Below are 20,195 nucleotides of genomic sequence, written 5' to 3'. Positions count from 1 at the left end.
CGCAGCGCCCGTCGATCACGTCGTGCGATTGGCGTGCGATTGGTCCCTCGCCGCCTGGACCCTCTCGCTCAGGTTGTCGGCGATCTCCTTGTCCCGCTCGCTGGTCGCGTGCTGGTAGATCAGGGCCGCCCTCATGCTCCCGTGCCCCATGCGGTGCATCAGCTCCCGCGTGCTGGCACCGGACGCGGCGGCGAGGTTGTTGCCCGTGTGGCGGAGGTCGTGGAAGTGGAAGCCCTCGGGCAGGCCGAGCAGTTCCACGGTCCTGGCCCACTTGACCGATTTGCGCCAGTTGCTCCGCCTCAGCGGTGAGCCCTTGGGGCCGATGAAGACCAGTTCCTCCGCCCCGGCCTTGACGAACGCCATCAGGTGACGCCGGAAGTCGTCCACGAGGATGCCCGGCAGGGCGACCGTCCGGAAGCCGGCCTGCGACTTCGGCGGTCCCTCCACGAGCCGGCCGCTGTCGAGCTGGGCGAGCCGCCGGGGCACCCGGACCGAGGGCGCGTCCAGGTCGACGTCACAGCGCCTCAGGGCGATCAGCTCACCCCACCGCAGACCGGTGAAGGCGGCGGCGAGCACCAGCACCCGGAACCGGGAGGGCATGCCCTCCGCCAACGCGAAGACCTGTTCCACGGTCGCCACGGGCCGTTCGGGCGCGTGCTCCTGGTCTGCCCCCTTGATCCGGCACGGGTTGCGCTTGACCCGGTTGTCGTCCAGGGCGGTGTTCATGATCGCCCGCAGCAGCCGATACGCCTTGGCCGTTGTGCTGTGCGACCGGCCGCTGTCGAGCAGGTGCTGCCGCCAGGTCCGCACCGTCTCCGTGGTGATCGAGTTGAGCAGCTTCGCCCCGAGGAACGGGTCGACGTAGAGCCGGAACTGCCGGTTGTACTCCTCGCGAGTGCGGACACCGAGCTGCCGTTCCTTGATCCACCGCTCCCCGTACTCCTTGAGCGCCACCTTCCCGAGCAGCGGGTCGACCCACTCACCCCGGAGGAGATCGGCCTCCACCGTGGACAGCCAGGCGTTGGCGTCGGTCTTGGTCGTGAAGGTGTCCGGCGCGTACCTCCGCAGCCCGTCAGGCCCCAGGTAGCTCGCCTGGAACCTGCCGGACGGCAGCTTGCGGATGTGGCCGAACTGCCGGTGGTTCTTCTTGTTCGCCATCAGGCGGCCCTCCTGACCGGTTCGACCCGGCCGGTGTCGATGAAGTCGTCCACGTCGGCCCGCTTGAGCCGCACGTGCCGCCCGAGGTGGTGGAAGGCGATGCGCCGTTCCGCGATGAGCCGCCGGACGAACCGGACGGTGGTGTTCATGTACTCCGCCGCTTCCGCGACGGTGAGGTGATCGGTCATGCCTGCCCCCCTGTTCACGCAGCTTGAGCGGTTGCCGAAGAGTTCGGCGGTCCGGCCGAGGCGAGCAGCGCCGCCGTGTACTCGGCCTTCCAGCGACGCCGCTCCGCGACCGCCCGCAGCAGCAGGTGTGGTCTTGGGGGCACGTTCGGGTCACCGGGCCGGACGTTGTTCCAGACGACCCGCCGGGGCTGGTCGTCGCCGGTGATCCCCACGTCGGCGAGCAGTTGCCGAACGAAGGTGAGTCGGTCGTGCTTGTGGTCGGCGAGCGACTTGCCGGACCACTTCCGGGACACGAGCACCCGCCGGCCGGCCACGCCGAGGGTGGAGCGCTTGTGCGCCTTGCCCTTGCACTTGCCGGGTTCCATCGACAGCCGAGCGCCCTTGGGCTGGACCCCGTAGAGCAGCCAGACGGGGCACTGCGGCGAGCAGGGCGTGACGGCCAGCTCGGCGGACAGCCGTTCCGCGTGGTCCTCCTGGCGGCCGGTCCGCGCCTCGAAGCACTCACCGATGGACTTGGTGAGGTACTTCGTCAGGTAGCCGATGTGCCGCCCGGCCTCTTCCGTGCCGCCGAGGATGCCCTTGGAGTGCACCTGCACCCCGAACCGGGCCACGTGCGCCGGACGCTCGACCTGGTCAAGCGCCTCCTCCCAGGTGGGAAGCGCTTCGCGGGTGACGGGGTCGACGAACCCCCTGGCCCGCGCGTCCCAGACCGGGCGGTGGTCGCCGCTGTACTTGATCTCGTCGTGGGCGGGCCACCACACCTGGTGGTAGGTGGCCTCGGCGACGGCCCGCAGCTCCGTGCGCGAGATGGAGCCCCGGACGGCGGCGTGCCAGTGCGGCGCCAGCCGACGCTGCGGTTCGACGGTGGAGAAGTACTGCACGTCCCAGCCGACGCAGCGCCGGAGGTTCTGCACGAACCGGTCGAGCAGGGCCGCGAAGTGCACCGCGTCCCGAGCCGCCCGCCGGTAGTCGTACGTCGTCGGGTCGACCGGCGTGCCGTCGCTGCGCACCCTGCCGTAGCTGTCGAGCGTCAGGGTGAGGAACGTCGAGGGCCGGTACCTGCCCCCGAACACCCGCCCCACCGTCCGCTTGGTCACGGGCCGCCGAGGCAGGTTGGGCGCGTCCTGCCGCCGCCTGGTCGACCGCTTCCGGACAGCCCGAGGCCGGGCCTCCAGGGCCGGGAGCTTCCCGCGGACTCCAAGCTGCCGCAGCTCCTCGTCAACCTCGGTGACCTCCTCGCGCACCTCCTCCGCGCCGATCTCGTCCTCCTCCTCGACGGCCGCCCGGTACGCCTTGACCAGGTCGGCCCGGAACGCCGTCAGCGCCCGCTGATCCTCGGTCGGCGCGTCGGGGGTGAAGTCGGGTTCCTCGGCCAGGTGCCACCCCTCACGGCACTGCGCCATCCGCAACCGCCGGTTCTTCTCCGCACAGGTCGGGCACACGCTGGAGACCGTCGAGCCGCACGGCACCGGCACGATGTCCACCCGGCCGGTGTCCAGGTCGATCCGCTCCTTGGCGAGCGGACGAACGCACACCCCGTGCTCCTCGGCCACCGCCCGAGCCACGTCGAGCGCCGCCGGCTGCTTCATGCGGTCCGCACGGGTCAGGTACTCGCTCATGCCGCCACCTCCCCCGTGCCGTCCGGCCGAGCCGGGAAGTCGTGCACTTGGGCGTCTGCCAGGAACGTGCTCAGCTCGACCAGGTCCGCGTCGGTGACGTGGAAGGCCCGAGCCCGCTCCGGCTCCCGCTGTCCGTCCTGCTTGACCCAGGCGACGCCGGGCGTGTTCTCGCCGATCTCGTGAGCCGCCGCGCCCCGCTGCCTCACGCCGTCGCCGAGGACCATGTCGACCTGCTGTGGCTCGTCCAGGCGGAGCGCCACGCGGGTGCTGAACAGGTGCCGGAACCCCACGACCTCCTTGCGCGGGTCCTGTACCAGCCCGACGACCGCGTACCCCGGAGCCCGCCCCTGAGAGGTGATCGTCTGGATGGCCCGCGCCGCGCGCTCCCGCAGCCCTTTGTCCGGCTGATAGGCGATCAGGTCCGCCAGCTCATCGACCACCAAGACCGTGAACGGCTCCCCGGTCGAGCGTGCCCACAGCCGCCGCACACCCCGGTACCGAGTCGCCCGCTCCTTGACCTCTGCGGCCATTTCCTCAAGCAGGGCAACAGCTTCCGGGCCGTTGTCGTACACGACGCGGTCGAAGGCGTCCGGGCACTGCCCGAGTTCCATGCCGCCCTTCGGGTCGATGCCCACCAGGCGCACGAGCCCGGCCCGGACCGCCGGGGCGAGCTGCCACACGATCGCCCAGAGGACCGAGCCCTTGCCCGCACCGGGCACGCCGACCACGAGCACCTGTGACCCGAGCAGTCGCAGCCGCCACGGCTTGCCGGTCTCCGTCCGCCCGACCACCACCCGCTTGAGGTCGACTTCGCCATCAGTCAGCGCGGGAACGGGCAGCGGTCGGGCCAGCGGGTCGCGGTGGACGAAGTCGAGTTCGATCACCCGAGGCCGCAGCACCCGCACCCGGCACGACCGAGCACCGAACGAGTGCGCCAGCCCGTCCCGTCGCAGCTCCCACGCCTCCGGGGCCTGCGCCGGGATCATCCGCACCCGAACCCGGTCCCGCCACCCCTCCGACCGCACCCGCCGCAGTTCGGGCCGGTACTCACGCCCCCGATCCCGCTTGACGAGGTCCGCCAGGCGCATCACCGACCGCCAGCGAGGCACATAGACGGTTGCCCGCCGCCACTCGGTGAGCAGCCGGTACCAGCAGTGCCGCAGGAACGAGTCCCGATCCAGCCCAGACCAGATGATCAGACCCGCTACCAGCGACAACAGCGCCAGTACCAGCGGCGAGAACCCGAACCGCCACCAGCACCAGGCCGCCGAGACCGGCACCAACGTGACCACGGGGTACCGGATGACAACGAGCACCAGGCGCATGCCCCCGGCGAACACCAGCCACACCAGCGCCACCAAGAACGCGAGCCACCGCAGCTTGCCCGGCACCAGCACCCACCACGGCACCCGAGGCCGAGCACCCTCGAACGGAGCCGGATCGACCCATCGACCACCACCGCCCATCACGCACGCCCCACTGGGGCGAAGATCAGAGGCAACCAGCCCAGGCAGGAACAGCAGAGGAGCTGGTTCGGGGCGTAGACGCCGAACCGCCCGCACATCCCGCAGGGGCGACCGTTGGACAGCTTCCACACATCGGACGAACCGCGTCGACTTGACGCACGTCCCCCACGTACCGATAGCCTTGACATGACCGGATTTCCCTTGTGTGTCAACGAAAACCGCATGAGATGCCCGGTCAGTGCGTCGCGGGGAACAGGCTTGGCCCGCCAAGACTCGGCCCGTTCCCCGCGACCACACCCACCAGGACGTGATCTGTTCAGTTGTCCGCCGACGCGGCCCACACCACGCCACACAGGTCCTACTGCGAATCGACTGTGAACAGGTCGTCGAACCCCATCGGCGCGAGCACCACCAACGCCCCCGCGATGAACCCCTGCCCCGGCGTCAAGGTCCCCGACCTCACCCGACTGATGGTCGAGCGGTTGACGCCCATCGCCCGCGCCAACTCGTAGTCCGACCGGTAGCCGGCCAGCGTCACCGCCTTGCGGAACACCTCCGCCCGCAGCCGCACCGTGTACCCCAGATCGCGCCGACCAACGACACGCCCGGACCTCCCGACCGGGACCGAACGCAACCGCGGACTACTCATCACTCCCACCCCCAGCCGTACCCATCTCCAGCACACGGGCGATGCGCTCACCCTTGGACCGCTCCCGCTTCGCCCAGTACAGCGCCTCGTGGTGGTGCCCCCGGTCCACCTCCGCCACCCGGTCGTAGACCTGAGCCGACCGCAGGTAGAAGTCCCGCAACACCTCAGGCTCGGCATCCGGCGCGGGCATCAACCGACCCACGATCTCGTGCGCGTCCTTGAGCAATGTCACCGCCATCGCCGCAGCCCACGGGTCAGGCGTCCTCGTCTTGGCCTTCACACCGCACCTCCCGCACTGTCGAGTTCGTTCGCTCCCTGCTCCAGCGCGGCCCGCAGCCCGGCGAGCGCCGCTCGGTCGATCACCAGGACCACCGGGAACGCTTTGCCGAACCGGACCTCCACCCGATCGGCGAAGGGCAGGGCCGACCCGCGAATCGGTAAGTCAGCGGTGACGTGAACCCGCACCATGTCCGCACCCACCGGACTACGCGGCCTTGGCAGAGGACTTCACGACAACCGGCCCCATGCCGGAGGCCCGCAGGCTGTACCCGAGCTTCGCCCGGCACCGGTGCCGCTCACCTCCGTGCGCACCCCGGCACGCCTTGTCGTCAATCCAAGGGGTGACCGTCAGCCCCTCGAAGACCACCGGTCGCACGTCCGTGCCCGGGATCGCCTCCGGCGGCACCGGCTGGTGAGGAGCGGCGATCTTGACCGTGACCACAGCATCGGTCTTGCGCTCCGCCGCCTGGTCGATCACCAGCACCGACCACACCAACAGCCCCGACTCCTTGTCGGTCTCCTGCTGGACGGGCAGCCCCTTGCTGCGCTCCTCCGCCGTCTGGAACTTGAGCACCGGCTCCACACCCATCACCAGCGCCCCACGGGGGAACACGAAGTCGTGCGACGTGGGGAGCCTGCTCCCACCCGAGATCGCCACAGCCGTTCTCCTGTCGTCAGCGTCGGCCGGACCACCTGTCCGGCATCTCGACACTCACCACTTTCGGCTGATCAGCGGGACGCAAGCACCGCATAGCGGGACTTCTAAGGACGTCCCTGCTACTTTGAAGACGTCCCAAGTCGTCACCACGGAGGTACCGATGGCCAACGAACGCCTCCGAGAAGCCCTGCTCCGCAACGGCCTGGACCTGGACCACGTGGCAAGGGCGACCGGCGTAGACCCCAAGACCGTGGAGCGTTGGATCACCAGGGGCCGAGTCCCCTACCCCCGCCACCGTCACGCCATCGCCTCGATGGTCCGAGAGACCGAGAACTACCTGTGGCCCGACGCGGTGGCTGCCGACCGCAAGGCGGAGATCGCAGAGTCCGAGGTGGTCAAGGTCTACCCCCACCGCAACAACGTCCCCGCGGACCTGTGGGACCGCCTCCTCAACGACGCCACCAAGCACATCGAAGTGCTCTCCTTGGCCGCCCTGTTCCTGGTCGAACGCCCGACCTTCGCCAAGGAGCTGCGCCGCAAGGCCGAGGCCGGAACCCGCATCCGTCTCCTCTTCGGCGACCCAGCAGCCCGCGAGGCGTCCAGGCGGAGCGAGGAGGAACAGCTGGGCAAGGGCACCGTCGCCGCCCGCATCCGCAACGCCCTGGCGTTCGTCCGTCCACTGGCCGACGTCCCCGGCATCGAGGTCCGCCTCCACAAGACGACCCTCTACAACTCGGTGTTCCGCTTCGACGACGAGATGATCGTCAACACCCACGTCTACGGCTTCCCCGGTGCCCACGCTCCAGCCCTCCACCTGCGCCGCCTCTCCGCAGGCGACCTCTTCGAGACCTACTCCGAGAGCATGGAAGCCGTCTGGGCCGGAGCGAAGCGCGCCACCTTCTGACAAGGTCGAGCCATGAGTCGCACCGACTACCTCAACGACCCGAACGGCCCGAAGGCGAACAGCATCCGGGTAGCCGTCAGCGCCATCGTCCAGGACTCAACCGGCCGTCTCCTCATGATCCGGCGCACCGACAACGACAAGTACGCCATCCCCGGCGGTGGTCAAGAGGTAGGCGAAACCCTCTCCCGAGCCGTCGTCCGCGAGGTCGAAGAGGAAACCGGCATCCACGTAGAGGTCACCGGCCTAGTCGGTCTGTACTCCAACCCGAACCACGTCATCGCCTACGACGACGGCGAGGTGCGCCAGGAGTTCTCCATCTGCTTTCGCGCTCAGCCCATTGGAGGCGAGCTGCGCACAAGCAGTGAGTCCAAGGAGGTCGACTGGGTAGAACCCGACCGCCTACCGAACCTGGACATCCACCCATCGATCCGCCTACGCATCGAGCACGGCCTAAGCAACCGCGCCGATCCCTACTTCACCTGACCTCAACCCCAGCGTCCCACAACCGAGCCTCCGTACGCTCCACCGCAGCCACCAACTCAGGCTCCGCCTGGCGGACGAAGAAGGTCACCAGGTCTTCCGGCCCATACCGAGCCTGAATCTCCGCGATCCGCTCGCGAACTCCGATCGTGTCGCCATCCGGCCCGGTGGTCATGTCCGCCCACCACAGCACATCCCGCAGCGACGTCTGCTCATCCATCCAGCGCGCCAGCTCCGCCGAGCAATCTCTCAACTCCGCCTCCCGGTAGGCGCACGAGTGATGAGCCACAAGCGCACACAACCGCTCCGGAAAGCCCTGCCGTTCGAGGTATCGAGCCCCATCAAGCGAATGAAACCCGGTCTCCGCCAGCTCCGGCGCATACCCCACATCGTGAAGTACAGCCGCCGCCGTCAACAGCTCCCGTTCCGCATCCTCAACGACCTCAGCCGCCAGCCCAGCCCGCTTCGCAACGCTTCGCACATGCGTCCACCGCCGAGGCAACGATGAGGCGAGCCGACCTTCAGCCACTGAGTAGGCCCGTGCGACCAGATCCACGCCCAACACCCTAGGCAGACCGCTCGCGCCGCAGCACCGCAACCGGTCTAACCTGCTGCGTTGCCGAATTCCGCTCTACGGGATCAAGGCGCGCCGCATGCGGCGACGCGCGGCCAGTCCCGGTGCACACTTGCACCGACTCCCCGCATCGCGGCACGCCGGGCTCCCGCTCCGCTCCGCCCGTCGGCCGCGCGCGGAGTCGATGCATGTGGCAGGCGAAGCGGCGCGCACACGGATGCGTGCTGTCGCCAAGCCACTCCCAGTCACCAGGCTCGGGACGATCGCACGGTCATACGACTGCCAGCGCTGGGCACGGCGATCGACTGCCGCGACGGCTCCGCCGTCTTGCCAACGAGGATCGCGGTTTCGCGACATGCGCCTAACGAAAATCACCGCCTCCGAGCAGCGAGCCTGCATACGATTCAAACCCCACCAGAACGGTTCACCGCGAATCGCGCCGCCTGTTTCGAGGCAACGCTTTCGGCTCTACAGCAGGAATCTCTGACAGCAGGTGACTGGTAACAGTTTGGGCATCTGGCTCGACATCAAGAGCGCGCATAGCAGTAACACTCTTCAGTCGATCTCTTAGCACTTGGTCGTCGACCTGTTCGATGAGTTGAAGAGTTTGCTGCACTCGCCGATCGGATTGAAGATCTTTCTCAATTTTCTCAGCCTGCTCGGTCAAGTGCTTCCGCGCACGATTAGCATGGAGTGCGAATGCGCCGCCACACGTTCCAATGATGACACCACTCACACTCGACACGAGAGCCGCATAGTTGAGACCGGGGCCACCCCCACGCAGGAGTGCCAGACCACCGCCTACAAGTACGACAGCCGCACCGATTGCCATAAATATAAAGCTCATACGGAAAGTAATTTCAGCCTGCTTGAAGGCCTGTGAATAGAAGTCGAACAAGAAGGACTGACGGCGCTCCGAGTACGCATCAATCTTCCCGTCAAGAGTTACGCGCCCGCCAAACTGAACAGATTGAACAACATTCCCATGGAAAACGTTGACCACTCTGTTGTCGTTTATGTCTTGGTCGCCATCTTCGCCACTCATCGAGACGCTCCCGTCAGTCCAAGCAACGTAGTCGACCTTACTACTTGATTCAAGATCACTGCTGTCGTTGTGCGACTTCCGACAAAGTGACCGTGGATTCACCCGTTTGCGAGGCTTGCGGGCGTCTTAAGGTAGGCGGGACACCCTGCCCGACCGTGCGATTAGCGTGCGATTAGCCCAGGCCAACGGGGCCAGCAGCGGTCAACTGCGGTTGAGGCGCCAACTGGTCACGAGCGGTGAGCTGGGGTTGACGCCGCACTTCCAAGCTGGTCATGCGGGTTCGATTCCCGTCACCCGCTCTCGTCTTCCCCTTGCAGGTCAATCGCGTGCAGGTGTCGTTCACCCGGTGATGCGGCCTGCTCCGCCGGTGCCGTCGTGCCTCCGGCGTGCCCCTGCCCCTCCACTGCTTCGCGCAGCTCCTCGACGGTTGCCAACTCTTCCACGACCACGGCGGTGGGCGCGGTTGGGCGGGTGGTGCCCAGCGCCGTCAGCACCGTCCGGGTCACGGCGGCGTAGTAGGTGCGCGGCGGGGTGGCCGCGGTGGGGTGGTGGTGCACGGCGCGAAGCTTGGTCCTCGGACCCGGGGTGGCACAAGGGATCGGACCGGTGGGGCGGAACGGGTGGACCTCCTGCGGGTGAACCTGGTGCCAGGCGCGGGCGAGGGTGCGTCCTTTGTGGACTTCGCGGTTCGGGGGACGCCGGGGCCCGGGGCGCGCATCATGGGGTGTGCGACTTGAGCAGATCGTCGTGGACTGCCGGCGACCGGCGGCGCTCGTCCGGTTCTGGGCGGCGGTGCTCGGGGGTGACGTCGTCGACCGCCCCTCCGGGTGGTCGCACGTCGTGCCGCCCGGGTGGCCCCGCCTCGCGTTCCAGCCCGTGCCCGAGGGCAAGGCCGTGAAGAACCGCCTCCACCTCGACGTCACGACCGACGACATCGGCGCGGCGACCCGGCTGGCCGCGGGGTTGGGGGCGACCGTGGTGGGTGACGTTCGGACCGACGAGAGCGGCAGCTTCCAGGTGTTGGCCGATCCCGAGGGGAACGAGTTCTGCTTCGTCACCCCTTGTCGAGGATGACTGACAGACGCTGAGGGGGGAACTGTGGCCGGGGTGGGGCAGTTTCGGAGTGGGGCGGCGGCGGGGAGGTTCCGGTCGGCCTACGCGGCGGCGATGGCGGAGTGGCCGGAGCACGAGGTGCTCGACGTGCCGACCTCGTGGGGGACGACGAGGGTCTACCGGCGGAACGGTGGCGGTCGGGCCGTCGTCCTGCTGCACGGGGCCGGGGTCACGTCGGCGATGTGGGCCGGTGTGGTGCGCGGCATCGGCAGGCCGGTGTACGCGGTCGACGTCCTGGGGGACGCGGGTGGCGGGGTGCAGACGCGGCCGTTGACGGACATGAACGCGTGGTTGAGCGAGGTGCTCGACGGGCTCGGGCTGGACGACCCGCTGCTGGTGGGCGTGTCCTACGGGGCGTGGGTCGCCGCGCTGCACCCGGTGGGCGAGGTGGTGCTGGTCGAGCCCGCGGCCGGGGCCTTCGCGCCCTACCGGGTTCGCGCGGTGCTCTACGCGGTGGCCGCGAAGGTGAGCGGGGGCGAGTGGGCCTGGCGGCGCTACCTGCGGTGGATCTCGGGGGTCGAGCCGAGTGCGGCGGCGGTCATCGCGCTCACCCACTGGCGCACGGGGCTGGTGCTGCCGCGCCGGGTCGACCTCGCGCGGGTCCGGGCCAGGGCGACGGTCCTGGTGGGGCGGCGGAGCCGGGCGCAGGACGCGCGGAAGGTGGTGCGGCGGGTGCGGGAGCTGCCCGGGGTGGTCGTCCGGGTGTTCGACGGCGGCCACGGGGTGCCGCCGGACCTGGCGGATCACCTGCCGTAGGCGGTCACCGCGCGCCACAGGACCTCGCCGAACCTGATCGCCAGCAGGACCATGAGCACGCCGATCGCGAAGGTCACCAGGCACCTCAGGACCAGCGACAGGTTGCGCACCGGAACAGTGTCCTCCCCCGTACGGCCCTCGTTCACCGCGATGTGCGGTGAACGCACTGGCGCCTTCCTACACCGTCACGGCCGCCACGGCGTCGCGCAACGCCCGCACGGCGGCGACGTCGCCCTCCACCGACAGCGACGACTCGGGGCAGCGGCCCCACAGCCACAGGTCGACGTCGGACGCCGAGCCGCTCACCACGGCGTCCGGGGCCGCGCCGGGGCAGTAGTCGACGATCCCCTCGTGCAGGGCGACGGTCCACTCGCGGCCCGGCACGCGCAGCGACACGGCGGCGCCGGACGCGTGGGCGCGCGGCGGCTGGTGGCAGCCCAGCCACAGGCGGAGCACCTCGTCCACGCCGTCCGCGGCGAGCCCCGGTTCGAGGGGCGCGGCCAGGCCGTCGGCGGCCTGCACGTCGACGCGGTGCACGGCGGTCTCGTGCGCCATGCGGCGCAGCCAGAACCCGAGCGTCTGGTCCCACGGGCACCACGTGGCCGCGGGTTCCGCCGCGCGCGCCGGGTCCAGCACGCCGAGCAGCGCCGCCGCGCCGACGCGGTAGCGGTCCACGGGGTCGGTGCCCGGCGGCGGCTGTTCGGGGGCGGTGGTCGACGGGCGCGCGCCCCGGGTCACCCAGCGCGTCACGTGCCGGTGGACCGCCGAGACGTGCTCGACCAGGTCCCGCACGGTCATGCCGGGGCACGCGGGCACCGGGCGGTCGAGGCGGGAGAGGTCGACCGCCGCCGCCGGCGACGCCGCCTCGGTGCGCAGGGCGTTCGCCAGCTCGTGCGGGTCCAGTGACTGCGGGTCCGGCGACCGCGGGTCCGGCGACCGCGGGTCCGGCGGCTGTCCGGGTGCCTGCCGGTCGGGTGCCTGGGCGTCCAAGGACGCAGCATGGCCGATCACGACCGGCGGGCGCGACCCCTGAATCCGTTCGCGCGACGGCGGTGACCGGCGTATGAACGAGCGCATGGCGCTCACCCTCCGCACCCTGGGCCCGGCGGACCTGCCGGAGTTCCAGCGCATGGTCGACCAGGCGTTCCAGTTCGACACGGTCGACGCCGAGCGGTGGCGCGACCTGTTCGAACCCGAGCGGCACCACGGCGTGTTCGACGGCGACGAGCTGATCGGCGGCGGGGGCGTCCAGTCGCGCGAGGTCACGGTGCCGGGCGCGGGTCCGGTGCCGGTCGCGGCGGTGACGTCGGTGGGCGTGCGGCCCGGTCACCGCCGGCGCGGCGTGCTCACCCGGGTGATGACGGCCCAGCTGCACGGCCTGCACGAGGAGGGCCGCGAGGCGGTGGCCCTGCTGTGGGCGTCGGAGGCGGGCATCTACGGCCGGTTCGGCTACGGGCAGGCCGCGGAGTTCACGCGGTTGTCGGTGCCGCGCGGCGCGGCGTTCCGCCGGGACGTCCGCACCGGTGACGGCCGGGTGCGCGAGGTGGGCCGGGACGAGGCGATGCCGGTGCTCGACGCCCTCTACCAGGAGCTCCGCCCCACCCGGCCGGGCTGGTTGAGCCGCACGGGCGCCAACTGGGCCCACCAGCTCGCCGACGAGGAGCGCGACCGCGGCGGCCTCACCGCCTACCGGTACGCGCTGCACCCGGACGGGTACGTGGTCTACCGGGTCAAGCACGACTGGCAGGACCGGGGCCCGCGCAACGAGGTGCACGTGCGCGAGCTCGTCGCCCGCACCGACGAGGCGTTCGCCGCCCTGTACCGCTACCTGCTCGACCTCGACATGGTGGGCGAGCTGAAGTTCTACACCGCCCCCGACGACCCGGTCACGCACCTGCTGGCGGACCCGCGGCTGGCGCTGCGCGGCCGGGCGGACTCGCTGTGGGCGCGCCTGGTGGACGTGGACCGCGCGCTCGCCGCCCGCCGCTACTCCTCGGACGTCGACCTGGTGCTGGAGGTCGAGGACGCGTTCTGCCCGTGGAACGCGGGCCGGGTCAGGTTCACCGCGGAGGGCGGCGCGGCGACCGTCGAACGGGTGACGGCCGACCCGGACGTGCGGCTGGACGCGCAGGCGCTGGGCGCGGCCTACCTCGGCGGGACGAGGCTCGCCGTGCTGGCCCGCGCGCAGCAGGTGCACGAGGTCACGCCGGGTGCCGTGCGCGCCCTGTCGCACGCCTTCCTCGGTGAGCGCGAACCCCACTGCCCCGAGGTCTTCTAGGCTTTTCGGGAACCCGCACCGGTCACCGCGCGTTGTCGGGACACAGGCACCGGGAGGGTTGATGGGCACCGGGATAGTGCTGCTCGTGCTGCTGGTCCTCGTCGTGGGCGCCGGCTGGTACTACGTGAAGACGGCCGCGACCAGGCGGCAGCGGGAGCTGGAGGACGCGCAGGCCGACGCTCGGCGGTGGGTCGAGCGGCTCGGCGGGCAGGTGATGAACCTGACCGGCACGGACGTGGCCTCGCAGCAGGCGATGGCGGACGCCTCGGAGCGGTTCACCGCGGCCGGGTCGCAGATGGAGCAGGCCCGCACGGTGGAGCAGTGCCGGCTGGTGACGCAGACCGCGATGGAGGGCCTGTACTACGTGCGGGCCGCGCGCACCGCGATGGGCATCGACCCGGGTCCGGAGCTGCCCGACCTCACCGGTCAGGGCCGCGCGGGCAAGGTGTCGGAGGACCGCGACGTCGAGGTGGAGGGGCACCGCTACATCGCCTCGCCGAAGCCGGGTTCGCGGACGCCGCACTACTACCCCGGCGGTGTGGTGGCCGGTCGGCCGGTGCCGCAGGGCTGGTACTCGGAGCCGTGGTGGAAGCCGGCGCTGGTCGCGGGCGCGTGGGGCCTCGGTTCGATGCTGCTGTTCAGCGCGATGTTCTCGGGCATGGCGGGCGTGGCCTACGCCGACGGGTACGCCGACGGCCAGGAGGACGGCGGCGACGGTGGTGACGGCGGCGGTGACGGTGGTGACGCCGGTGGCGACGCGGGCGGTGACTTCGGCGGCGGCGGCGACTTCGGTGGCGGCGACTTCGGCGGGGGCTTCGACTTCTAGCCCCCGCCGGCCCCCGGTCCCGACCGGGGGCACGTCCCGGCCGGCGCCCTACCCGTTGCGGCGGGCCAGGGCGTCGGCCAACGCCTTGCGCACCTCGTCGTCGCCGACCGACGCGAGGTAGTCGGCGAACTTGAGGGTCACCGGCCCGGTGCCGCGCGACACGACGGCCGCCAGGTGCACGAGCACCTTCGGCGAGCTGTCCACGCGCACCAGGTCGCCGCCCAGGCCGACGGCGAGGCGTTCGTCGACCTGCGCCGCAGCGGCCACCAGGTCGGCCAGCTGCACGCCCAGGTCGAACGACGGCCGCTCGTCCCCCGCCAACCGGTCGGTGCCGCGCCGCACCACGGCCGCCACGTCGTCCACGACGCGCGGCAGGGTCCGCCGGTCCAGGGCGAACGCCAGCTGCCAGTCGAAGTACTCGGTGTCGGCGATCCGGACGAGCGCGCGCAGCGCGCCCAGCCGCTCCTCCTCGGTGCCCTTGGCGGCGGTGAAGTCCTCCCCCAGCCCGACCGCGCGGGCCAGGTGGGCGAACGTCTCGTCCACCGAGTAGCGCCGGTCGACCAGCTCACCGCGCCACGGCGAGGCGTCGGGGTCGGCCGCCGCGTCCACCACGGCCCGGTAGCCGTCCAGTTCGCCCCACGTGGCCAGCGCGCAGCAGGCCAGGAACCGCTCGTAGGGCGTTCCGGTCGCCAGCAGCCCGCGCAGCGGCTCGACCCGCGCGGTGTACCGGTCGTCGTCGAACGCGGCGTTGATCACCTCGTCCGGGTCGCCCACCGGGTGACCGTCGAAGTCGGTGTAGAGCAGTTCCCTGACCAGGCCGTCCACCTCAGACATCGTATGGCCCCTGGACGTACTCGGCCGGGACGGTGCCCTTGATCAGCCACTCGCCGTCGCGGCGGGTGTTGAGCAGGCCCTGGACGCGGCTGATGATCGACTCGGTCTTGCCCTTGGACAGCCCCAGGTCCTCGGCGAACCTCCGCACCTGGTCGGGGGTCGCGTCGTGCGGCAGGGTCACGTCGACGTCGCGCCCGGCGAGCCGGTTGACCTCGCCCTGCAACGACGCCTCCACCTTGGCGGGCGGCAGGATCTCGACGTCGGTGACCTTGCCCGCGTCGATGTCGGCCTGGAGCCGCTCGTGGTCGAGGCGGACCTCCTTGTTGCCGTACAGCTTGGCGTCGCCGCCCTCGACGCTGAACGAGGTGTACGGGCTGTCCGCCTTGGCCACCTTGTCCTTGCCGCCCAGCACGTGCTGCCACGGCTCGGTCTTGCCGTGCGGGTTGGCGGGCACCAGGTTGCCGTCGGCGTCGAGGTGCGACTTGCGGATGCCGCCGCTGTTGACGGTGTCCGGGAAGTGGTCGTCGCGCCGGATGATCTTGGGCCCGGACCCGCCGCCGCCCCCGGTCGACACCGGGGTCGTCGGCGGCGCGGTGGTGGTCGCGGAGGGCGTGGTCGTGCCGGTCGGCGGGGACGTGGTCGCGGACGACGGCACGGTGGTCCCGGAAGGCGTCGTGGTGCCGGACGGCGCGGTGCTCCCGGAGGGGGCGTGCGTCACGGGCGGCGCGGACACGGGTGCGCCGGACGGCGCGGTCGTACCGGAGGGCGTCGCGGGCGGGGTGTGCGTCGTCGGCGGCGCGGACACGGTCGGCGCGGTCGGGCCCGGGGTGGACGACGGCGCGGTCGTGCCGGACGGCATCGTCCCGCCCTGCGGCTTCACGTCGGGCGAGGCGTGCGGCGTCACGGGGTCGGGCGTGCGGGGCGCACCGGGCGCGTCGGCCCGCTTCAGCCCCTTGAGCCCCTTCCCGATCGCCTCCCAGATCTCGCCGAGCCGGTTCATCAGCGGCCGCAGCCTGGCGACCGACCGGACCAGCTTGGTGATCACGTCGGAGATCCGGTTGACCCACTTGGCGATGATCGCCACGGCCGAGGCCACCACGTGCGGCGTGGCGAAGCCGAGCGTCACGGCCTCCTCGGCCAGCCACTGCGGGATGCGGGCGACGAGCGTGGCCACGCACTCGGCGACGAGGTCGCGCACGATGCCGCGCACCGTGCCGACCAGCACGCCGACGACCTGCACGACCGTGCCCACGGTGGCGGAGCACCCGGCCGCCGCGGTGATGTGCTCGGCCCGCTCGGCGGCCGACCGGCGGTAGGCGTCGGCCGCGGCACCCGTCCAGCCGGCCGTGCCGCGGGCGACCTCGGAGGTCAGCGCCTCGTGCGCCCGGCCGACGGACTGCGACACGTTCTGCCACGTCGTCGCGTAGGCGGCGATCTGGTCGGCGTCGCCCGCCAGCCAGTTCAGGGCGTCGCGCAGCGGCCCGACGTGCTCGATGATCCACGACACGGCGTACTGGAGCAGCGTGCCCAGCGGGTCGAGGACGAGCGAGAGCATCTCCAGGCCGGTGCCCGCGAACCCGAGGCCGCCCTCGACCCACGAGCCGGACGAGACGCCGTTGTAGAGGTCCGCGGCCGACTCGGCGATGCCGATGCCGGTGTAACCGGTCGTGGAGTCGCGCCGTTCCGCCACCAACGGGTTGTTCACGCGGCACCGCCCGCGAACGCGGAGGCGTTGCCGCGGTCGACGTTCTCGTAGTCGTCGGCCGCGCCCCGCACGGAGGCGATGGCGTCGCCGACGGAGGTCGCGCACTCGCCGATCGACTCGATGCCCGCGCCGCTGACGAACGACACGATCGGCGGGAACATCGTGCAGACCTTCCCGTACGCCTCGCCGGACATGCTGACCCGGCGGGCCGCGTCGAGGGCCTGGTTGAGCTGGTCCTCCACCGCCCGCAACCGGTCGGCGTGCCCGCGCAGCTCCTCGACCGGGACCTCGTAACCGCTCACGTTCCGCCCCTCGCTCGCCTGCCCCACCCGGTGGTCCTCATTCGGTGACCGAGGGGCCTTCCCAGTCGTCGTCGTCCTGAACGGGCCGCCGCGCAGGCGGCGGTGGTGCGGTCGGACGAACCTGGTCCGCCCAGGGCGGGGTGTCCGACGGTGGTTCGGGGAAGCGCTGCCGGTACGACGAGACGAGGGCGTCGGCGGTTCCCGGCTCCTGGATGCCGACCTCGCCCACCACGTCGGAGACCGCGCCGGCGATCCGGGACTGCGCGCGGCGCATGGTGGCCAGGATGGTCGCGGCCAGCTGCGCGCCGCCGTTCGCCCGCTCGCTGATCTCCAGGGTCTGCACCGCGCCGGTGGCGTCCACGGTGAGCCGCACCAGGCCGTCGCGGGACACCTCGGTGATGCTCACCGCGGCGACCCGCCTGCTCATCTCCTGGTACTTCTCGGCCTTCGCCGTCACGCCCGCCGCCCACCGGGCGATCTCCTGCTCCGTGCGCACCTCGTCGCCACCGAACACGGGATCGGTCACCGCACGCCCCCTCAGTCCTCCTGCGTCACAGGATCGTGCGGGGACGGTATTCCGTTAGCGCGCCGGCTGGCAGGTGGGGCACCAGTACAGGTTGCGGCCGGCGAGCTCGGCGCCGGCCACAGGCGTGCCGCACAGGTAGCACGGCTGCCCGGTGCGCCGGTACACGTAGACCTCGCCGCCGTGCCGGTCCTCGCGCGGCGCGCGGCCGGTGACCTCGGGCAGGTGCTCGGGCCGCACGGTGTCGATCCGGCCGGCCCCCACGCCCGCGCGCATCAGCACGACGAGGTCGAGCCACATGTCGTCCCACAGCGCCTTGTCCAGGTCGCGGCCCGGGACGTAGGGGTTCAGGCCGTGCCGGAACAGCACCTCGGCGCGGTAGACGTTGCCGACGCCCGCGAGCACGGACTGGTCCATCAGCAGCACGCCGATCGTCTGTCGGGACCCGTGGACCTTCGCCCACGCCAGGTCGGGTTCCGCGTCGCGGCGCAGCGGGTCGGGGCCGAGGCGGGCGTGCAGCGCGGCGACCTCGTCGTCGGTCAGCACCTCGCACCGGGTGGGCCCGCGCAGGTCGGTCCAGTGCGTGGGGCCGACGACCCGCATCCGCACCTGGCCGACGGGTTCGGTCACCGGGTGCGGCGACTCGGTGAACCCGCCGTAGAGCCCGAGGTGGACGTGCACGGTCGCGTCCGGCCCGTACACGTGGAACAGGTGCTTGCCGTGCGCCTCGGCGCGCTCGAACAGCCTGCCGTCGACGGCGGACGCGGCGAACCGGCCCTGCGGGCTGGACACGCGCACCACCGAACCGGCGTAGCGGCGCTGGTGCAGGCGGGCGAGGCGGTGCAGCGTGTGGCCTTCAGGCACGGAACGGGACCACCTGGTTCAGGTAGAGGCGGACGAGCTGCCGGGAGTCGCGGCGCAGCAGGCGGCGGGCCGGGTCGACGGCGCGCCCGGGGGCGTGCGCGGCCAGCACCGAGCAGAGCATGGCGAGCTGCGCGGTCCGGTCGAAGTCCGGTTCGTCGGTGCGGTCGAGGCCGCGGTCGAGCACGGCGGCCAGCGCGTCGGCGGTGCCGGGTTCGTCGGCGGCGTAGCGCAGCGGCCAGCCGAAGTGCACCTCGTCGCCGAGGCCGATCAGCGCGTTCACCGCGGCGAGGCGGGCCGGCGAGGACGTGAACCGGCGGCCCTCGGCGACCGCGCCCGCCAGCTCCGGGAACGTGGCGTCGCGGTCCTCGGCGAGGACGGTGTTGAACCACGGCGAGCGCCGACCGGCCTCGGCGATGCCCTCGACCACCGGGTACACCGGGTCGTGGCCCCACGTGGCGAGCGCCACCACGGCGAGGTAGCGGTGGTGGCGCCGCTCCGAGTCGTCGCTGAGGACGGCGCGCAGCCCCGGCACCCGTTCGAGGTACCGGGGTTCGTCGAACGCGCCCTCGATCACGGTCCGCGGCTCGGTCAGGTAGACGTCGTCGAGGTCGCGGAACAGCAGCTCGCGGATCACCGGTCAGGCCAGGGGCGGCGCTTCGCCGGTCCGCTCGTAGTCGGCGAGGATGCCGATGCGGCGGGCGTGCCGCTCCTGGCCGGAGAACGGGGTGGCCAGGAACGCCTCGACGATGGCGAACGCCTCCTCGGTGGTGTGCATCCGCGCGCCGAGGCCGATCAGCTGGGCGTCGTTGTGCTCGCGGGCGAGCTTCGCGGTCTCCACGCTGTAGGCGAGGGCGGCGCGGGCGCCGGGCACCTTGTTGGCGGCGATCTGCTCGCCGTTGCCGGAGCCGCCGATCACCACGCCCAGGGTGCCGGGCTCGGCGACGACCCGGGTGGCCGCCTCGATGCAGAACGGCGGGTAGTCGTCCTCGGCGTCGTACACCGCCGGGCCGACGTCCACGACGTCGTGGCCGGCGTCGCTGAGGTGCTTGGCGAGGGCGGTCTTCAGCTCGAAGCCCGCGTGATCCGATCCCAGGTAAACGCGCACGTCAGGAAGTCTGCCATCCTTGGCCGGGTGTTCGGTCAAGAGGGTTACCGGCTCCGGTTGGAGTGGGGTGCGGAGGGGGTCGCCGCGCTCGGCGGGTTGTGCGCGGTCCTGGTCGTGGTGGACGTGCTGTCGTTCACGACGGCGACCGACGTCGTGGTCGCGCGCGGCGGTTCGGTGCGGCCGGTGCGGTGGGTGGACAGGTCGCGGGCGGCCCGCCCGGCCGACCCGTCGTGGTCGTTGAGGCCGTCGTCGCTGGTGGGGGTGCCGGCGGGGACGGAGCTGGAGCTGCCGTCGCCCAACGGGGCCACGTTGTGCGCGTTGGCGGCGGACAGCGGGTCGATCGTGCTGGCGGCGTGCCTGCGCAACGCGAGCGCGGTCGCGGAGGCCGCGCGGTCGCTGGCGGGCGGCGGGCCGATCGGCGTGGTGCCGGGCGGTGAGCGGTGGGGCATCGACATCAACAGCCCGAAGACGGCGCACTCCGGTCCGCTGCGCCCGGCCGTGGAGGACCTGCTCGGCGCGGGCGCGGTGGTGTCGGCGCTGCTGGACCACGGGACCCCGTCGGTGGAGGCCGCGATGGCGGCGGGGGCGTTCGAGCGCACGTCGGTGGCGGACGCGGTGGCCGGGTGCGTGTCGGGGCGCGAGCTGATCGCCGCCGGGCACGTCGCCGACGTGGCCCTGGCCTGCGAGGTCGACGTGAGCACCGCCGTCCCGCGCCTGGTCGACAACGTCCTCCGCTCCGCCTGACCCCGCGAGAGTCCAACCTCCAGGCCCCGAGAGTCCAACGCCCAGGTCGCGAGAGTCCAACGCCGGGGCCTCGAGAGTCCAACGCCCAGGACCCCTGAGTTCTACGTCCGGAACGTAGAACTCAG

General features: G+C 71.5%; 27 protein-coding genes. 7 read left to right on the top strand and 20 right to left on the bottom strand.

Annotated elements, in window-relative coordinates:
• Window positions 1–15 precede the first annotated feature (15 nt).
• The 8 genes from ACRAKJ_RS06285 to ACRAKJ_RS06250 form a co-directional block, all read right to left on the bottom strand.
• Window positions 16–1,158 carry a tyrosine-type recombinase/integrase gene (locus ACRAKJ_RS06285; RefSeq protein ID WP_438919242.1) on the bottom strand — a complete coding sequence of 381 codons (1,143 nt, stop codon included), beginning with the start codon at window positions 1,156–1,158 and terminating at the stop codon, window positions 16–18.
• Window positions 1,158–1,346: an excisionase gene (locus ACRAKJ_RS06280; RefSeq protein ID WP_438919243.1), complete on the bottom strand. Its 189-nt coding sequence runs from the start codon at window positions 1,344–1,346 to the stop codon at window positions 1,158–1,160. The genes ACRAKJ_RS06285 and ACRAKJ_RS06280 overlap by 1 nt, the downstream gene beginning before the upstream one ends.
• Before the next feature lie 14 nt (window positions 1,347–1,360).
• Entirely contained in the window at window positions 1,361–2,965 is a 1,605-nt protein-coding gene (locus tag ACRAKJ_RS06275; protein WP_438919244.1) for a replication initiator, read from the bottom strand.
• Window positions 2,962–4,431 carry an FtsK/SpoIIIE domain-containing protein gene (locus ACRAKJ_RS06270; RefSeq protein ID WP_438919245.1) on the bottom strand — a complete coding sequence of 490 codons (1,470 nt, stop codon included), beginning with the start codon at window positions 4,429–4,431 and terminating at the stop codon, window positions 2,962–2,964. Before ACRAKJ_RS06270 ends, ACRAKJ_RS06275 begins: the two co-directional genes overlap by 4 nt.
• 358 nt (window positions 4,432–4,789) lie before the next feature.
• On the bottom strand, window positions 4,790–5,002 hold the full coding sequence (locus tag ACRAKJ_RS06265; RefSeq protein WP_438919246.1) for a transcriptional regulator: 213 nt from the start codon (window positions 5,000–5,002) through the stop codon (window positions 4,790–4,792).
• Window positions 5,003–5,072: 70 nt separating this feature from the next.
• On the bottom strand, window positions 5,073–5,318 hold the full coding sequence (locus ACRAKJ_RS06260) for an AMED_5909 family protein (protein WP_438919247.1): 246 nt from the start codon (window positions 5,316–5,318) through the stop codon (window positions 5,073–5,075).
• 38 nt (window positions 5,319–5,356) lie between these two features.
• Window positions 5,357–5,548, bottom strand: a complete 192-nt coding sequence (locus tag ACRAKJ_RS06255; RefSeq protein ID WP_438919248.1) for a hypothetical protein — start codon at window positions 5,546–5,548, stop codon at window positions 5,357–5,359.
• Between the two features lie 16 nt (window positions 5,549–5,564).
• Window positions 5,565–6,017 (bottom strand): hypothetical protein, encoded by a 453-nt coding sequence (locus tag ACRAKJ_RS06250; protein WP_438919249.1) that lies wholly within the window; start codon window positions 6,015–6,017, stop codon window positions 5,565–5,567.
• Window positions 6,018–6,177: 160 nt separating this feature from the next.
• Here ACRAKJ_RS06250 and ACRAKJ_RS06245 point away from each other — a divergent pair, with 160 nt between their 5' ends.
• Together ACRAKJ_RS06245 and ACRAKJ_RS06240 are read left to right on the top strand one after the other, a co-directional pair.
• Window positions 6,178–6,921 carry a DUF5919 domain-containing protein gene (locus tag ACRAKJ_RS06245; protein WP_438919250.1) on the top strand — a complete coding sequence of 248 codons (744 nt, stop codon included), beginning with the start codon at window positions 6,178–6,180 and terminating at the stop codon, window positions 6,919–6,921.
• Between the two features lie 12 nt (window positions 6,922–6,933).
• A complete protein-coding gene (locus ACRAKJ_RS06240) occupies window positions 6,934–7,404 on the top strand; it encodes an NUDIX domain-containing protein (protein WP_438919251.1) in 471 nt (156 codons plus the stop codon).
• Here ACRAKJ_RS06240 and ACRAKJ_RS06235 read toward each other — a convergent pair.
• The 3 genes from ACRAKJ_RS06235 to ACRAKJ_RS06225 all read right to left on the bottom strand — a co-directional run bounded on the left by ACRAKJ_RS06235 (window position 7,397) and on the right by ACRAKJ_RS06225 (window position 9,577).
• Window positions 7,397–7,957, bottom strand: a complete 561-nt coding sequence (locus ACRAKJ_RS06235; RefSeq protein WP_438919252.1) for an HD domain-containing protein — start codon at window positions 7,955–7,957, stop codon at window positions 7,397–7,399. The two genes, ACRAKJ_RS06240 and ACRAKJ_RS06235, sit on opposite strands and share 8 nt — an antisense overlap.
• A gap of 442 nt (window positions 7,958–8,399) precedes the next feature.
• A complete protein-coding gene (locus ACRAKJ_RS06230) occupies window positions 8,400–9,020 on the bottom strand; it encodes a TRADD-N-associated membrane domain-containing protein (RefSeq protein ID WP_438919253.1) in 621 nt (206 codons plus the stop codon).
• Window positions 9,021–9,310: 290 nt separating this feature from the next.
• Window positions 9,311–9,577, bottom strand: a complete 267-nt coding sequence (locus ACRAKJ_RS06225; RefSeq protein ID WP_438919254.1) for a hypothetical protein — start codon at window positions 9,575–9,577, stop codon at window positions 9,311–9,313.
• Window positions 9,578–9,746: 169 nt separating this feature from the next.
• On the opposite strand from ACRAKJ_RS06225, the gene ACRAKJ_RS06220 reads away from it, so the two are divergent.
• Together ACRAKJ_RS06220 and ACRAKJ_RS06215 are read left to right on the top strand one after the other, a co-directional pair.
• Window positions 9,747–10,094 carry a VOC family protein gene (locus tag ACRAKJ_RS06220; RefSeq protein WP_438919255.1) on the top strand — a complete coding sequence of 116 codons (348 nt, stop codon included), beginning with the start codon at window positions 9,747–9,749 and terminating at the stop codon, window positions 10,092–10,094.
• Between the two features lie 93 nt (window positions 10,095–10,187).
• A complete protein-coding gene (locus ACRAKJ_RS06215) occupies window positions 10,188–10,889 on the top strand; it encodes an alpha/beta fold hydrolase (protein ID WP_438919256.1) in 702 nt (233 codons plus the stop codon).
• Here ACRAKJ_RS06215 and ACRAKJ_RS06210 read toward each other — a convergent pair.
• Together ACRAKJ_RS06210 and ACRAKJ_RS06205 are read right to left on the bottom strand one after the other, a co-directional pair.
• Window positions 10,877–10,999, bottom strand: coding sequence for a hypothetical protein (locus tag ACRAKJ_RS06210; protein WP_438919257.1), 123 nt, complete (start codon window positions 10,997–10,999; stop codon window positions 10,877–10,879). The two genes, ACRAKJ_RS06215 and ACRAKJ_RS06210, sit on opposite strands and share 13 nt — an antisense overlap.
• A 67-nt stretch (window positions 11,000–11,066) precedes the next feature.
• The gene (locus tag ACRAKJ_RS06205) at window positions 11,067–11,879 is read right to left on the bottom strand and encodes a maleylpyruvate isomerase family mycothiol-dependent enzyme (protein ID WP_438919258.1); all 813 of its coding nucleotides are present in this window, start codon (window positions 11,877–11,879) and stop codon (window positions 11,067–11,069) included.
• 85 nt (window positions 11,880–11,964) lie between these two features.
• Between ACRAKJ_RS06205 and ACRAKJ_RS06200 the strand changes: the two genes are divergently transcribed.
• On the top strand, window positions 11,965–13,167 hold the full coding sequence (locus tag ACRAKJ_RS06200; protein ID WP_438919259.1) for a GNAT family N-acetyltransferase: 1,203 nt from the start codon (window positions 11,965–11,967) through the stop codon (window positions 13,165–13,167).
• A gap of 61 nt (window positions 13,168–13,228) precedes the next feature.
• Complete coding sequence (locus ACRAKJ_RS06195; RefSeq protein ID WP_438919260.1) at window positions 13,229–13,993, top strand: hypothetical protein; 765 nt, start codon at window positions 13,229–13,231, stop codon at window positions 13,991–13,993.
• 48 nt (window positions 13,994–14,041) lie between these two features.
• Here ACRAKJ_RS06195 and ACRAKJ_RS06190 read toward each other — a convergent pair whose 3' ends face one another.
• The 7 genes from ACRAKJ_RS06190 to ACRAKJ_RS06160 are packed head-to-tail and all read right to left on the bottom strand — an operon-like array spanning window position 14,042 to window position 19,326.
• Entirely contained in the window at window positions 14,042–14,827 is a 786-nt protein-coding gene (locus ACRAKJ_RS06190) for a hypothetical protein (protein ID WP_438919261.1), read from the bottom strand.
• Window positions 14,820–16,532, bottom strand: a complete 1,713-nt coding sequence (locus ACRAKJ_RS06185; protein ID WP_438919262.1) for a WXG100 family type VII secretion target — start codon at window positions 16,530–16,532, stop codon at window positions 14,820–14,822. The genes ACRAKJ_RS06190 and ACRAKJ_RS06185 overlap by 8 nt, the downstream gene beginning before the upstream one ends.
• Window positions 16,529–16,834: a type VII secretion target gene (locus ACRAKJ_RS06180; RefSeq protein ID WP_438919263.1), complete on the bottom strand. Its 306-nt coding sequence runs from the start codon at window positions 16,832–16,834 to the stop codon at window positions 16,529–16,531. The genes ACRAKJ_RS06185 and ACRAKJ_RS06180 overlap by 4 nt, the downstream gene beginning before the upstream one ends.
• 37 nt (window positions 16,835–16,871) lie before the next feature.
• The gene (locus tag ACRAKJ_RS06175) at window positions 16,872–17,360 is read right to left on the bottom strand and encodes a YbaB/EbfC family nucleoid-associated protein (protein ID WP_438919264.1); all 489 of its coding nucleotides are present in this window, start codon (window positions 17,358–17,360) and stop codon (window positions 16,872–16,874) included.
• 54 nt (window positions 17,361–17,414) lie between these two features.
• Complete coding sequence (locus ACRAKJ_RS06170) at window positions 17,415–18,221, bottom strand: DNA-formamidopyrimidine glycosylase family protein (RefSeq protein WP_438919265.1); 807 nt, start codon at window positions 18,219–18,221, stop codon at window positions 17,415–17,417.
• Window positions 18,214–18,855, bottom strand: coding sequence for a hypothetical protein (locus tag ACRAKJ_RS06165; RefSeq protein ID WP_438919266.1), 642 nt, complete (start codon window positions 18,853–18,855; stop codon window positions 18,214–18,216). The genes ACRAKJ_RS06170 and ACRAKJ_RS06165 overlap by 8 nt, the downstream gene beginning before the upstream one ends.
• A 3-nt stretch (window positions 18,856–18,858) precedes the next feature.
• A complete protein-coding gene (locus ACRAKJ_RS06160) occupies window positions 18,859–19,326 on the bottom strand; it encodes a ribose-5-phosphate isomerase (protein WP_438919267.1) in 468 nt (155 codons plus the stop codon).
• 27 nt (window positions 19,327–19,353) lie between these two features.
• Here ACRAKJ_RS06160 and ACRAKJ_RS06155 point away from each other — a divergent pair, with 27 nt between their 5' ends.
• Window positions 19,354–20,070 (top strand): 2-phosphosulfolactate phosphatase, encoded by a 717-nt coding sequence (locus ACRAKJ_RS06155; protein ID WP_438919268.1) that lies wholly within the window; start codon window positions 19,354–19,356, stop codon window positions 20,068–20,070.
• The last annotated feature ends 125 nt before the right edge of the window (window positions 20,071–20,195 follow it).

It is taken from the genome of Saccharothrix sp. DSM 118769 (assembly GCF_052936295.1).
Note: the sequence above shows the minus strand (reverse complement) of the source record. Positions and strands in the feature narration are given on the sequence as shown.